Origin of the sequence: Paenibacillus brasilensis (assembly GCF_009363115.1) — a bacterium.
Taxonomy (GTDB): Bacteria; Bacillota; Bacilli; order Paenibacillales; family Paenibacillaceae; genus Paenibacillus; species Paenibacillus brasilensis.
The window spans coordinates 2,397,501-2,410,539 of record NZ_CP045298.1; the positions used below are offsets into that span (position 1 = coordinate 2,397,501).

The window sequence follows — 13,039 nt, forward strand, 5'->3', positions numbered from 1 at the left end:
GGGGAGTGAAATAGATCCTGAAACCGTGTGCTTACAAGAAGTCAGAGCCCGATCTATGGGTGATGGCGTGCCTTTTGTAGAATGAACCGGCGAGTTACGTTCCCGTGCAAGGTTAAGGTGAAGAGCTGAAGCCGCAGCGAAAGCGAGTCTGAATAGGGCGAATGAGTACGTGGACGTAGACCCGAAACCGGGTGATCTACCCCTGTCCAGGGTGAAGGTGCGGTAACACGCACTGGAGGCCCGAACCCACGCATGTTGAAAAATGCGGGGATGAGGTGGGGGTAGCGGAGAAATTCCAATCGAACCCGGAGATAGCTGGTTCTCCCCGAAATAGCTTTAGGGCTAGCCTCGGAAAGAAGAATCGTGGAGGTAGAGCACTGATTGGGTGCGGGGCCCGCAAGGGTTACCAAGCTCAGTCAAACTCCGAATGCCATGGATTTAGTTCCGGGAGTCAGACAGTGAGTGCTAAGATCCATTGTCGAAAGGGAAACAGCCCAGACCATCAGCTAAGGTCCCCAAGTGTGTGTTAAGTGGGAAAGGATGTGGAGTTGCACAGACAACCAGGATGTTGGCTTAGAAGCAGCCACCATTGAAAGAGTGCGTAATAGCTCACTGGTCGAGTGACTCTGCGCCGAAAATGTAACGGGGCTAAACACACCACCGAAGCTATGGCTTGATGCTTTGCATCAGGGGTAGGGGAGCGTTGAATGCGGGTTGAAGGTGTACCGGAAGGAGCGCTGGACTGCATTCAAGTGAGAATGCCGGTATGAGTAACGAAAAGATCTGTGAGAATCAGATCCGCCGAAAGCCTAAGGGTTCCTGAGGAAGGTTCGTCCGCTCAGGGTAAGTCGGGACCTAAGGCGAGGCCGATAGGCGTAGTCGAAGGACAACAGGTGGAAATTCCTGTACCACCGTAATCCGTTATGAGCGATGGGGTGACGCAGTAGGGTAGTGACGCGGACTGATGGATGTCCGTCTAAGCAGTGAGGCTGATGTGTAGGCAAATCCGCACATCGTAAGGCTGGGCTGTGATGGGGAGCGAAAATTGTAGTAGCGAAGGTCATGATCTCAGACTGCCAAGAAAAGCCTCTAGCCAGGAGAAGGTGCCCGTACCGCAAACCGACACAGGTAGGCGAGAAGAGAATTCTAAGGCGCGCGGAAGAACTCTCGTTAAGGAACTCGGCAAAATGACCCCGTAACTTCGGGAGAAGGGGTGCCTCGGTAGGGTGAATAGCCCGAGGGGGCCGCAGTGAAAAGGCCCAAGCGACTGTTTAGCAAAAACACAGGTCTGTGCGAAGCCGCAAGGCGAAGTATACGGGCTGACGCCTGCCCGGTGCTGGAAGGTTAAGGGGAGTGGTAAGCCCTTCGGGGCGAAGCTATGAACCGAAGCCCCAGTAAACGGCGGCCGTAACTATAACGGTCCTAAGGTAGCGAAATTCCTTGTCAGGTAAATTCTGACCCGCACGAATGGCGTAACGACTTGGGCGCTGTCTCAACGAGAGATCCGGTGAAATTTTAATACCTGTGAAGATGCAGGTTACCCGCGACAAGACGGAAAGACCCCATGGAGCTTTACTGCAGCTTGATATTGAATTTGGGTACGATCTGTACAGGATAGGTGGGAGCCGTAGAACTTTGAGCGCCAGCTTGAAGGGAGGCATCCTTGGGATACCACCCTGATCGTATCTAGGTTCTAACTTGGTACCGTGATCCGGTACGAGGACAGTGTCAGGTGGGCAGTTTGACTGGGGCGGTCGCCTCCTAAAGAGTAACGGAGGCGCCCCAAGGTTCCCTCAGAATGGTTGGAAATCATTCGAAGAGTGCAAAGGCAGAAGGGAGCTTGACTGCGAGACCTACAAGTCGAGCAGGGACGAAAGTCGGGCTTAGTGATCCGGTGGTACCGCATGGAAGGGCCATCGCTCAACGGATAAAAGCTACCCTGGGGATAACAGGCTTATCTCCCCCAAGAGTCCACATCGACGGGGAGGTTTGGCACCTCGATGTCGGCTCATCGCATCCTGGGGCTGAAGTAGGTCCCAAGGGTTGGGCTGTTCGCCCATTAAAGCGGTACGCGAGCTGGGTTCAGAACGTCGTGAGACAGTTCGGTCCCTATCTGTCGTGGGCGTAGGAAATTTGAGAGGAGCTGTCCTTAGTACGAGAGGACCGGGATGGACGTACCGCTGGTGTACCAGTTGTTCCGCCAGGAGCACCGCTGGGTAGCTATGTACGGAAGGGATAAGCGCTGAAAGCATCTAAGCGTGAAGCCCCCCTCAAGATGAGATTTCCCAGTATGTAAGACCCCTTGAAGACGACGAGGTAGATAGGTTGGGGGTGGAAGTGCAGTAATGCATGGAGCTGACCAATACTAATCGGTCGAGGGCTTATCCTAAAGATAAAACGCAATGAAGTTTCGGATCCAGTTTTCAGGGTGTAACACCTTGAAGGTATGTAGAAGATACATACACATAGGCGAATTTACGATGTAAATTCATGTTTGGTGGCGATAGCGGAGGGGTTCCACACGTACCCATCCCGAACACGACCGTTAAGCCCTCCAGCGCCGATGGTACTTGGACCGCAGGGTCCTGGGAGAGTAGGACGTTGCCAAGCAACAAATAAAGAGGATCATTATCTCAATGAGATCATGATCCTCTTTTGTATATGGTCAAACAATCTATAGGGTCGAATTACTCCTATACTGCTTTCCCAAGTTAGAAATATTCATTTAAATATCGTGATTTATTTGGAAAGACTTATTTATAAAGGATGTCCTTCGTAGGAGTACACTTGTTTGTACAGGGAAATACTAAGGGTTAGAGCTACTGATGAAGGCTTGACACCCCTATACCGCTTTGCTAAGATTGCAATAATATATTTTCAGAGAGCCTTGATTTGTCCATGTCGGACAGACAACAAGACTAATACAGACTAAACATTTGAAGGAGGATCATCTTGGTGTGGGAAGATAAATTCGGTAAGGAAGGCCTTACCTTTGACGATGTTTTGCTGGTACCTCGTAAATCGGAGGTTCTGCCTAAAGAAGTAAGCGTGGCGACCCGTTTAAGTGATAGCGTGAAGTTGAATATTCCTCTGATGAGTGCTGGTATGGATACTGTTACTGAGGCAGTGTTGGCAATCGCGATGGCTCGTGAGGGCGGTATCGGTATTATTCATAAAAATATGTCGATTGAACAGCAAGCAGAAGAGGTGGATCGGGTTAAACGCTCGGAGAGCGGTGTAATTACCAATCCATTTTCATTAAATCCAAACCATTTGGTGTCCGATGCTGAGGCGGTTATGGGGAAATATCGGATTTCCGGTGTACCTATTGTAAATGAAGAAAACAAGTTGGTTGGTATTATTACTAACCGCGATCTTCGCTTTATTCACGATTTTAATCTTAAAATTAGTGAAGTGATGACCAAAGAAGAACTGGTAACTGCACCTGTAGGCACGACTTTACAGGAAGCGGAAGTTATTTTGCAAAAGCATAAAATTGAAAAGCTTCCTCTGGTTGATGATGAGAATTATCTCAAAGGTCTGATAACCATTAAGGATATTGAGAAGGCTATTCAGTTTCCAAACGCAGCGAAAGATGCACAGGGGCGTCTTCTGGTCGGTGCGGCTGTCGGTATTTCCAAAGATACATTTGATCGGACTGAAGCACTTGTAAAAGCTGGCGTAGATGTGATTGTCGTGGATTCTGCTCACGGCCATCATATTAACATCATTGAGGCGGTTCGCAAGCTGCGTAGTGCTTACCCGGATCTGACCATTGTAGCGGGTAATGTAGCTACTGGTGATGGAACACGCGAATTGATTGAAGCAGGGGCTTCGGTTGTAAAAGTCGGTATTGGTCCAGGCTCTATTTGTACAACTCGCGTAATTGCAGGGATTGGTGTTCCACAAGTAACAGCTATTTATGATTGTGCAACTGTGGCACGGGAATATAATATTCCGATTATTGCAGACGGTGGTATTAAATACTCTGGTGAGATTACAAAGGCCATTGCGGCAGGAGCTTCAGCGGTAATGCTGGGAAGTCTTTTTGCGGGGACGGAAGAAAGTCCGGGTGAATCAGAAATTTACCAAGGACGTCGCTTTAAAGTATATCGTGGTATGGGTTCAATGGCTGCGATGAAGCAGGGTAGTAAAGATCGGTATTTCCAGGATGACGACAAAAAGCTGGTACCGGAAGGCATCGAAGGACGTGTTGCTTATAAAGGGCCACTATCTGACACTGTTCATCAGCTATTGGGTGGTCTTCGTTCCGGTATGGGATATTGCGGTACAGCTAATATTGAGGAGCTTCGTAACGATACAAGCTTTATCCGTATTACTGGCGCAGGTCTACGTGAAAGTCATCCGCATGATGTGCAAATTACGAAAGAAGCACCAAACTACTCTTTATAAAGTTCGGCTTTGATAGACTTGACGACAGGCAGAGCGCATTTCGCTCTGCCTGTCTTTTTTTAGAGATACCCCTGTGATAGAATAGACAAGTGTCCGCCATTTTACGGAGTTATTGATAAGGCAAAGACACATCAAGACCCTTGAATGAGTCCATGCTGGATCTAAGATACAAGCAGAGAAATATACGAGATTTCCAGACGTTTGTCGATTTCGCTCCATGCTGGATCTAAGATACAAGCAGAGCATGCTCATGGTAGCCCGAATTTAGAAGATGAAATCCAATGAACGATAAGACACTAAACATTAATTACATTGCCTGATAGAGGCTATAACCACCGTCCCGTTATACATAGCGGATCGGGTTGAGGTATGAGAGGAGTTTGTATTCATTTGAAAGCGAACAATCAGAAACAAAATAGTAAACGCAGCATGATTAAGAAAAGCGTAACTGCTGTTATGGCGCTTAATATGATGTATATGTCGGCGTTGCCTGTTGTAGGCAATTTCGATCCGACCGTGGCTACTTTTGCCGCGGGAGCGACAACAGAGGCTACTAAAATCACGGGGACAGGCTCTGTTAACCCGCCTAGTCTGGCACTACGTTCAGCCATTCTGATTGAGCCTTCCACAGGGCAGGTGCTGCTGTCCATGAACCCGGATGAGCCGCTCCCGCCTGCCAGTATGACTAAAATGATGACTGAATACATCGTGGCTGAGCAGGTTAAGCAGGGTAAGCTCAAATGGACCGATAAGGTTACTGTCAATGAGAACGCTGCTAAGAGTATCGGATCGCGTATTTTTTTGGCTCAAGGTGATCAACATACGGTAGAAGAGCTTTATATTGCCATGGCGGTAGGTTCTGCTAATGATGCAACAGTAGCCCTTGCCGAACGTGTATCTGGAACGGAGCAGGACTTTGTTAAATTAATGAATGAGACAGCCCAAAAAATGGGCATGAAAAATACGTATTTTATCAATTCAACAGGTTTGGATCGCAAGGATATGCCGAAAGCCTATCAGCCGAACACAGATCGGGAAACTGTAATGACGGCGAGAGATGCAGCAATACTAGCGAGCAACATTATTAAGGACCATCCGGATTACAAACGTTTTACAACGATTCAATCCTATAAATTCCGCCCGACGGACAAGGCGCCCATTGTCAATTACAACTGGATGCTGGAAGCAAACAAAAATATTACCAACTTTAGAAAGTTCGCTTATCCGGGTCTGGATGGAATGAAGACTGGTCATACGACCAACGCGGGTAACTGCTTTACCGGAACAGCCGAACGCAACGGAATGCGGCTTATTAGTGTAGTTATGGGAGCAGACTCTGAACCCCATCGTTTTACAGAGACAGCCAAAGTACTGAACTATGGTTTTGATAATTTTGAAGTGAAACAGGTTGTAGCACCAAAGACAGTAGTGAAGGGTATAGAGAATGTGCCTGTCACCAAAGGTAAAGAAACAGAAGTGCCTGTAGTGACCAAGGATGCAGTAAGTTTCATCGTACCTAAGGGCGCGAGCAATCCTAAGGTAACCTTCACAACGAAAATAACGCCAGCAAGCTCTCTTGTGGCACCGTTGAAGCAAGGGGCAAAAGTCGGAACAATCACGTATACGTATAAAACGGATGGCTCGGATAAAGGCCAGATGAAAACTGTAGATTTGGTAACGGCGACGGCGGTAGAAGAGGGCGGCTGGTTCCGGATGTTGTTCCGGGCAATCGGCGACTTCTTCGGTAATTTGTTCCAGAGCATTAAAAACCTTTTCTAATTTGCTGGAGAAAAAACGATGTGCCTGGTTCCTCATTACCTATTTTTCAGTTAGAAATGATTGTGTATTTGGCGTTTGTGCGGTAAAATATTAAGTTAGAATCTAAACGTAACCCTTACAGGAGGCAACGACATGGAAACGGGAACTTCGCGTGTTAAAAGAGGTATGGCAGAGATGCAAAAAGGCGGCGTGATTATGGATGTCATGAACGCTGAACAAGCTAAAATTGCAGAGGCAGCAGGCGCTACAGCGGTAATGGCTCTTGAACGGGTGCCTTCTGATATTCGTGCAGCTGGTGGGGTTGCCCGCATGGCGGACCCGACGATTGTGGAAGAAGTTATGAAGGTTGTTTCTATTCCTGTTATGGCTAAGGCACGTATCGGTCATTTTGTGGAGGCAAAGGTGCTGGAATCTCTCGGTGTCGACTATCTCGATGAGAGTGAAGTACTGACACCTGCGGATGAAGTTTTCCATATCGATAAGCGGGAGTTCACTGTTCCATTTGTTTGTGGAGCTAAGGATCTGGGAGAAGCACTGCGTCGTATCGGCGAAGGCGCATCTATGATTCGTACAAAGGGTGAGCCTGGAACAGGGAATATTGTTGAAGCTGTTCGACATATGCGTTTTATCAACGGACAAATTCGGAAGGTGCAAAACCTGTCGAAGGACGAGCTGTATGCAGAAGCGAAAAACCTCGGCGTTGCTTACGAATTGCTGCTGGAAGTGCATGAGCACGGTAAGCTGCCAGTGGTTAACTTTGCAGCGGGTGGCGTAGCAACGCCTGCTGATGCCGCATTGATGATGCATTTGGGTGCAGATGGTGTCTTCGTGGGTTCGGGAATTTTCAAATCGGACAGCCCTGAGAAATTCGCGAGAGCAATCGTGGAAGCAACCACTCATTATACGGACTATAAGCTGATTGCAGAAGTATCGAAGAATTTGGGTACTCCTATGAAGGGCATTGAAATTTCCAAGCTGGCACCGCATGAACGCATGCAGGATCGTGGCTGGTAAGGAAAGAAGGGACCAGCATGAAAATAGGAGTATTGTCGCTGCAAGGTGCTGTGGCTGAGCATATACGTAGTATTGAATGTGCAGGTGCTGAAGGTGTGACGGTGAAAAAGATCGAACAGCTCAATGAGCTGTCCGGTCTTATCATTCCTGGCGGTGAAAGCACAACCATCGGCAAGCTAATGCGCAAGTATGAATTTATAGATGCTATACGTCAGTTTTCCGATCAAGGTAAGCCTATATTCGGTACCTGTGCGGGATTGATCGTGCTGGCCAAAAAAATTCAAGGGCAGGAAGAAGCACACTTGGGACTGATGGATATTACAGTATCGCGTAATGCCTTTGGTCGCCAACGAGAAAGCTTTGAAACAGACTTGAATATTAAAGGGATTGAGCAGCCGGTTCGTGCTGTGTTTATACGCGCGCCGTTAATCATGTCTGTTGGAACAGGAGTAGACGTGCTGTCTGAGTACAACGGTGAGATCGTAGCGGCCCGTCAGGGGCATTTGCTGGCTTCATCCTTTCATCCGGAATTAACAGACGATTACCGATTACATCAGTATTTCGTGGATATGGTCCGCGAATAGCGCGGCAAGTCAGGTTTGTAGTGTAGGAGGGATTACCTGTGTTAGATATAAAGATTTTGCGTAATGAGCTTGGTCGGGTTGAAAAGGCTTTACAGAACAGGGGCAAATCGCTGGATCTGATTAATGGTTTTACAGATTTGGATGTAAGCCGTCGTGAGCTGCTTCAGGAAAGTGAAGCGCTCAAAAATCGTCGGAATGTCGTATCCGGTGAAGTAGCCAAGTTAAAAAAGAACAAGGAAAATGCGGATGATCTTATTGCTGAAATGCGTCAGGTCTCCGATCGTATTAAAGAATTGGATGATCAAGTACGCGAGCTGGAGGTTCAGATCGACGAACTGGTGATGTCCATCCCGAATATCCCCAATGACACAGTGCCTGTAGGCGCCTCGGAAGAGGATAATGTAGAAATCCGTCGCTGGTCGGAGCCGCTTGAGTTTTCTTTTACGCCCAAAGCGCATTGGGAGCTGGCACAGAATCTGGATATTCTTGATTTCGAGGCCGCAGCTAAGGTGACGGGTTCCCGCTTTACGTTCTACAAAGGTTTGGGAGCGCGACTGGAGCGCGCATTGATTAACTTTATGATGGATTTGCACAGCAGTGAACATGGTTATGAAGAAATGCTTCCTCCATACATTGTTAATCGCGACAGTCTGTATGGAACAGGACAACTTCCAAAGTTTGAAGAGGATTTGTTCAAACTGCGTGATACCGAGTATTATCTCATTCCTACAGCTGAAGTTCCGGTAACGAACTATCACCGCGAAGAGATTATGAACGCAGAGCAGCTTCCAAAATATTATGTGGCATATAGCTCTTGTTTCCGCTCAGAGGCAGGATCGGCAGGACGGGATACGCGTGGTTTGATTCGCCAGCATCAGTTCAATAAGGTAGAGATGCTCAAGCTGGTTCACCCGGACACCTCTTACGAGGAACTGGAGAAAATGACGAATGATGCTGAGCGTGTTCTACAGCTGCTTGGTCTTCCATATCGCGTGCTGGCACTTTGCACTGGGGATATGGGCTTTACGTCTGCCAAAACGTACGACTTGGAAGTGTGGTTGCCTGAGAGCGGCATGTACCGCGAAATTTCTTCATGCTCTAACACGGAAGACTTCCAGGCGCGTCGTGCGAACATCCGGTTTCGTCCAGATTCGAAAGCGAAGCCTGAATTTGTACATACGCTGAACGGTTCAGGATTGGCTGTAGGGCGCACGGTGGCTGCTATTTTGGAAAATTATCAGCAGGAAGACGGAAGCATTGTGATCCCTGAAGTGCTGCGTCCATACATGCGTGGTGTCGAGGTAATTACCCCCAAACAGTAGGTATTGCATTTGTAGAAATTCTGTGGTAAAATAATTTTGTTGCGCCTGAGTTAATTTTAAAAGGAAGCAACTTGATCCATTTACCACCTGGAGAGGTACCGAAGCGGTCATAACGGGGCGGTCTTGAAAACCGTTAGAGTGCAAGCTCACATGGGTTCGAATCCCATCCTCTCCGCCATATTTTAAAATAACCAAGCCATTTGAATACGATAGCTGGTACATTAGCCTTTAGGCGCTATGAATCAGGAATCGTGGTGAATGGCTTTTTTGTTGTATAAAAAGCCTGCTTTTTTCACACGTTATCAGATGTGGAGGTGCTGGCATGAATCGAGAAATGACAGTAGATCAGCAGAAACTGGTAGAAGCTTGGCAGGAACAGCTGCCGATTCTTTTGAATTCAGGAGATAAAGCACAGGTGCAGGCAGATGAAGCAGACAGCCGGACTATACGAATCCACATTGAGGTAGAAGGCCGACAAATGTACTCCTTCGACTTTGCATGCACCTATGTAGATTCCCGAGAAGTGCAGGTTAACTTGGTCGATGTAGAACGAGATGGGAAGACTGTGGATGAGCGCACAGATATCATCCAACAGCTGGTGTCTGATTACACTCGGCATATTCACCAATGTGCTCAGACGTTACAGTCATTGACGCATTCATAATCATGAAGGAATAAGGGGGAGAAGGTACATGACGAAAGCCAAAAACGGTTTGGATAAGAACCTGTCCAACATTGTAGATGATTTGGAGCAGCGTCCAGTGAATAGTCATCAGGCACAGCAAGTGCAGCAGGATCGTAATGACCGCCGTCATCAGGATTCACTAAATCACGATAAAACGGAAGACCTGCACCATCTATAGTCCTATTTTAAATGGTAATAAACGGATTTTCTAATGTGTCAGAGTATAGACTGAGAACGGAGGATGCATAAATGAGCAAGCCTAAAGCTATTCCTGTTCCCGAAGCACAGGATTCTGGTGGAGGAAACGAAAGACGTGAGCGTAATCATCAACAAGAGCCATTGTCTGGTTCTAAAAAGGTGAAACAACGAAATCACGTCGATCACCACAACAGAGAAGGGTCTTAAGCAGTTAGACTTTTTTCCTAAAAATATATTGCATGATAAGTACACCCTGGTTAGAGAGCCAGGGTGTCTTTGTGCTTATTGCAAGAAAATTTTCCAATAAGTGTTCCGTTGTCTGTGAAAATGCGGTAAAATAGGGGGTGTGTATTTTTTGGTTAGTATTATAAAAGGGGTTAATTACGAGAGGAGAGAATCTACACAATGAGTAAAAAGTTATCCGTCTTGGTACTCACTATGGTGTTGCTTTTGATGGTAGCCCTGGTAGGTTGTAGCAAGAAGTTAGAGCCGAAGGAAGCTGTTACGACCGGTACTGCAAATGCAATGAAGTTGAACTCTTATGAATCCAAAAGTCAATTTACCGTTAAGGATCTGACAATTTCATCCGCTACTCTACCAAGTCAACAAAGTGCAATGATAACCAGTATGCTGAAAAATGCAGACATTACGCTGGATGGTGTGTATCAAAAAGAACCTTTGCAATCTGAAATGACGCTGGGCATTCATTTGAAAGGTGATCTTTCCACCAGCTTCACGATCCCAATGGTTATGACCAAAGATAAATTGTATGTTAAAATTCCGAATATTCCATTCTACCCGCTTCCACAGGATGTAGTGGGTAAATTCCTGATTATTGATCCACAAGAACTGGCTAAGAAATCCGGACAAGAATTTAACCCTGCGACGATGGATCAGGAAAAATCGCAAAAATTTGCGAACGAAGTGATCGCAGCGATTATGGGCGAGTATGACCAAGCTACGTATTTCTTTGATATTGATCCTAAGGATGCTAAATTGCCACAAGGCGTTGAAGCTAAACAAGTGGTTCAATTCAAAATTACGAACGACAATGTGAAGCAAGCTGTCGATACATTTGTTACTAAAGCGATTCCTAAAGTTTTTGATATTATGTCAAAAGACGAGTACACCAGCTTGTTCCAATTGAAGAAAGAAGATCTTACCGCAGCAAAACTTGCAGTAGAAACAAACACCAGCGATTTCAAGAAAAAGCTGGATGAGTTAAAAAATTATTTGACGGTGAAACAATTTGACATTAACACGGCTTTGAACAAGGATAACATTCCTGTGTATCAAGACCTGAATGCTAATGTGGAGATGAATGATCCGGCTACAAAAGACAATGTGAAATTGTCTGTAACAGGCTACACGCAATATAGCAAAATCAATGAAAAAGCAACATTTAAAGTGGGTATTCCAACAAGCGACCAAGTGTTGACTATAGAACAACTGCAACAAAAAATGCAAACTGTCGCTCCTTAAGTATAGAATGCAGTCTTGCAAGGCAGCATTCATCATGTGATGTAAGAAACCGCTCGGCTTAACGCCGGGCGGTTTTTTGTCTACTGCTATATTAGCCCCTGTACAGTCATTTAGGTCTGCCACACGTCATCCTCAGCTAGAAGTGCGAACATCTGGTGATCCTGCCAAGTGCCCTGAATTTGTACCAGCTTGCGGGCAATACCTTCCGGCTGGAAGCCGCATTTTTCCAATACGCGCTGTGAGCGAACATTATGCAAGAGAGTACCCGCCTGAAGACGGTGCAGGGAGAGCGCACGGAAGGCATATTGTATGATCAGCTTCAGGGCAGCGGTCATATGACCGCTGCCCTGAAGCTGATCTATCATGTAGCCGATATCGGCAAATTGTCCAGCTCCACGTACCAGATTGGAAATGGAGATATATCCGATGAGCCGCTCTTCCTTTAAGAGAAAGATACCGAACATGTACCCTCGATCCTCTTCGGTTTGAAGCAGCTTTTGCCGGATGTAGTCCTGCTGCTTCTCTAATGTGAAAAATGAGTCCTCGTAAAGCGGCTCGTACGGCGCACATGACTCCCTGTTTCGCATTCTAAGGGCGAGAAGGGATTCACTGTCCTTCAAGCCTATTAGCCGTAAAAAGATACCTTGAGGCGTGTTATACAAGCTCATGGGCATAGCTGATCTCCTTCCAAAGGAATTCGCAATCAGATGTAAAACGACTGATCGCGGTTGGTAAGTGCTTCGGATTTCATCCTTAGGATGAAGGAGGAGGAGAAGACAACTTCGCAGCCGCTCTCTTTTGTCGGAGATTTCGGAAGAAATTCGTCAGCAATGAGGCGCATTCCTCTTGGAGGACACCACTGGTCACCTCTGTGCAATGATTGAACCGAGGCTCCTGTAATAAATTCATCAGTGTGCCTGCGCAGCCAGCCTTGGGATCTGTAGTGCCATATATCAAGTGAGGAATCCTTGACTGCACAATGGCTCCGGCACACATTGGACACGGCTCCAAAGTGACATACAGTCTGCAATCCAGCAGACGCCAAGCACCCAGATGTTCACTAGCCTGACGAATAGCAATAATCTCTGCATGTGCTGTCGGATCAGCGTCAGTCTCACGCAAATTATAGCCACGGCCTATGATTTCGTTATCTTTTACGATGACAGCTCCAATGGGTACCTCACCCAACGCTTCTGCCTTGTACGCTTCCTGAATGGCTTCTTTCATCCAATAGGCGTGATCCATAATGGTCACTGGGAAAATGCTCCTCTCAAACGCGGAATTATCCAACGAACAAATATTCCGTTGTTAACATGATGTGAATAAAATTGTGGATAACACCACACTTGTCCACAGACATATCCACAGTTAATAATAAAACCTGTGTATTTGTGGATTACTTGTGGATGATTATCTGATTATATTGTAGGCAAACGCCCCTGTGTTGACAATACTATACACTTGGTATGTATTTATGTATATCCGGGAAATGTAAATGCTGGTATCACGGGCGTTATTACGGTATCATTGAGTTAGCAATTGCCAGTAATCGCCAGCATACG

Annotated in this window: 11 protein-coding genes, 1 tRNA gene and 2 rRNA genes (1 of these 14 running past the window's edge); 12 read left to right on the forward strand and 2 right to left on the reverse strand. The window is 46.6% G+C overall.

The window, feature by feature from the left end; all coding sequences use genetic code 11:
• From GCU48_RS11220 to GCU48_RS11270, 12 genes are all read left to right on the forward strand, one after another.
• A 23S ribosomal RNA gene (locus GCU48_RS11220) occupies positions 1–2,389 on the forward strand (it extends 539 nt beyond the left edge of the window).
• Between the two features lie 104 nt (positions 2,390–2,493).
• Positions 2,494–2,610 (forward strand): 5S ribosomal RNA (gene rrf, locus GCU48_RS11225).
• A 345-nt stretch (positions 2,611–2,955) separates the two neighbouring features.
• A complete protein-coding gene (gene guaB / locus GCU48_RS11230; RefSeq protein ID WP_025720926.1) occupies positions 2,956–4,413 on the forward strand; it encodes an IMP dehydrogenase in 1,458 nt (485 codons plus the stop codon).
• Positions 4,414–4,803: 390 nt separating this feature from the next.
• Positions 4,804–6,192, forward strand: coding sequence for a D-alanyl-D-alanine carboxypeptidase family protein (locus tag GCU48_RS11235; protein WP_152380058.1), 1,389 nt, complete (start codon positions 4,804–4,806; stop codon positions 6,190–6,192).
• 132 nt (positions 6,193–6,324) lie between these two features.
• Positions 6,325–7,206 carry a pyridoxal 5'-phosphate synthase lyase subunit PdxS gene (pdxS, locus tag GCU48_RS11240; protein ID WP_025720930.1) on the forward strand — a complete coding sequence of 294 codons (882 nt, stop codon included), beginning with the start codon at positions 6,325–6,327 and terminating at the stop codon, positions 7,204–7,206.
• Between the two features lie 17 nt (positions 7,207–7,223).
• Positions 7,224–7,790 carry a pyridoxal 5'-phosphate synthase glutaminase subunit PdxT gene (gene pdxT / locus GCU48_RS11245; RefSeq protein WP_025720931.1) on the forward strand — a complete coding sequence of 189 codons (567 nt, stop codon included), beginning with the start codon at positions 7,224–7,226 and terminating at the stop codon, positions 7,788–7,790.
• A 38-nt stretch (positions 7,791–7,828) separates the two neighbouring features.
• On the forward strand, positions 7,829–9,112 hold the full coding sequence (gene serS / locus GCU48_RS11250) for a serine--tRNA ligase (protein WP_152380059.1): 1,284 nt from the start codon (positions 7,829–7,831) through the stop codon (positions 9,110–9,112).
• 89 nt (positions 9,113–9,201) lie between these two features.
• Positions 9,202–9,290 (forward strand) — tRNA-Ser (locus GCU48_RS11255).
• A 144-nt stretch (positions 9,291–9,434) separates the two neighbouring features.
• Complete coding sequence (locus GCU48_RS11260) at positions 9,435–9,776, forward strand: hypothetical protein (RefSeq protein WP_025720936.1); 342 nt, start codon at positions 9,435–9,437, stop codon at positions 9,774–9,776.
• A 28-nt stretch (positions 9,777–9,804) separates the two neighbouring features.
• Positions 9,805–9,975, forward strand: a complete 171-nt coding sequence (locus GCU48_RS26885) for a hypothetical protein (RefSeq protein WP_007428073.1) — start codon at positions 9,805–9,807, stop codon at positions 9,973–9,975.
• 71 nt (positions 9,976–10,046) lie between these two features.
• Complete coding sequence (locus GCU48_RS11265; protein ID WP_025720938.1) at positions 10,047–10,202, forward strand: small acid-soluble spore protein P; 156 nt, start codon at positions 10,047–10,049, stop codon at positions 10,200–10,202.
• Between the two features lie 198 nt (positions 10,203–10,400).
• Positions 10,401–11,477 carry a hypothetical protein gene (locus GCU48_RS11270; RefSeq protein ID WP_152380060.1) on the forward strand — a complete coding sequence of 359 codons (1,077 nt, stop codon included), beginning with the start codon at positions 10,401–10,403 and terminating at the stop codon, positions 11,475–11,477.
• A 110-nt stretch (positions 11,478–11,587) separates the two neighbouring features.
• On the opposite strand, the gene GCU48_RS11275 is transcribed toward GCU48_RS11270, so the two are convergent.
• Together GCU48_RS11275 and tadA are read right to left on the reverse strand one after the other, a co-directional pair.
• Positions 11,588–12,151 (reverse strand): GNAT family N-acetyltransferase, encoded by a 564-nt coding sequence (locus tag GCU48_RS11275; RefSeq protein ID WP_152380061.1) that lies wholly within the window; start codon positions 12,149–12,151, stop codon positions 11,588–11,590.
• Positions 12,152–12,230: 79 nt separating this feature from the next.
• On the reverse strand, positions 12,231–12,731 hold the full coding sequence (gene tadA, locus GCU48_RS11280; RefSeq protein ID WP_025720943.1) for a tRNA adenosine(34) deaminase TadA: 501 nt from the start codon (positions 12,729–12,731) through the stop codon (positions 12,231–12,233).
• Positions 12,732–13,039 lie beyond the last annotated feature (308 nt).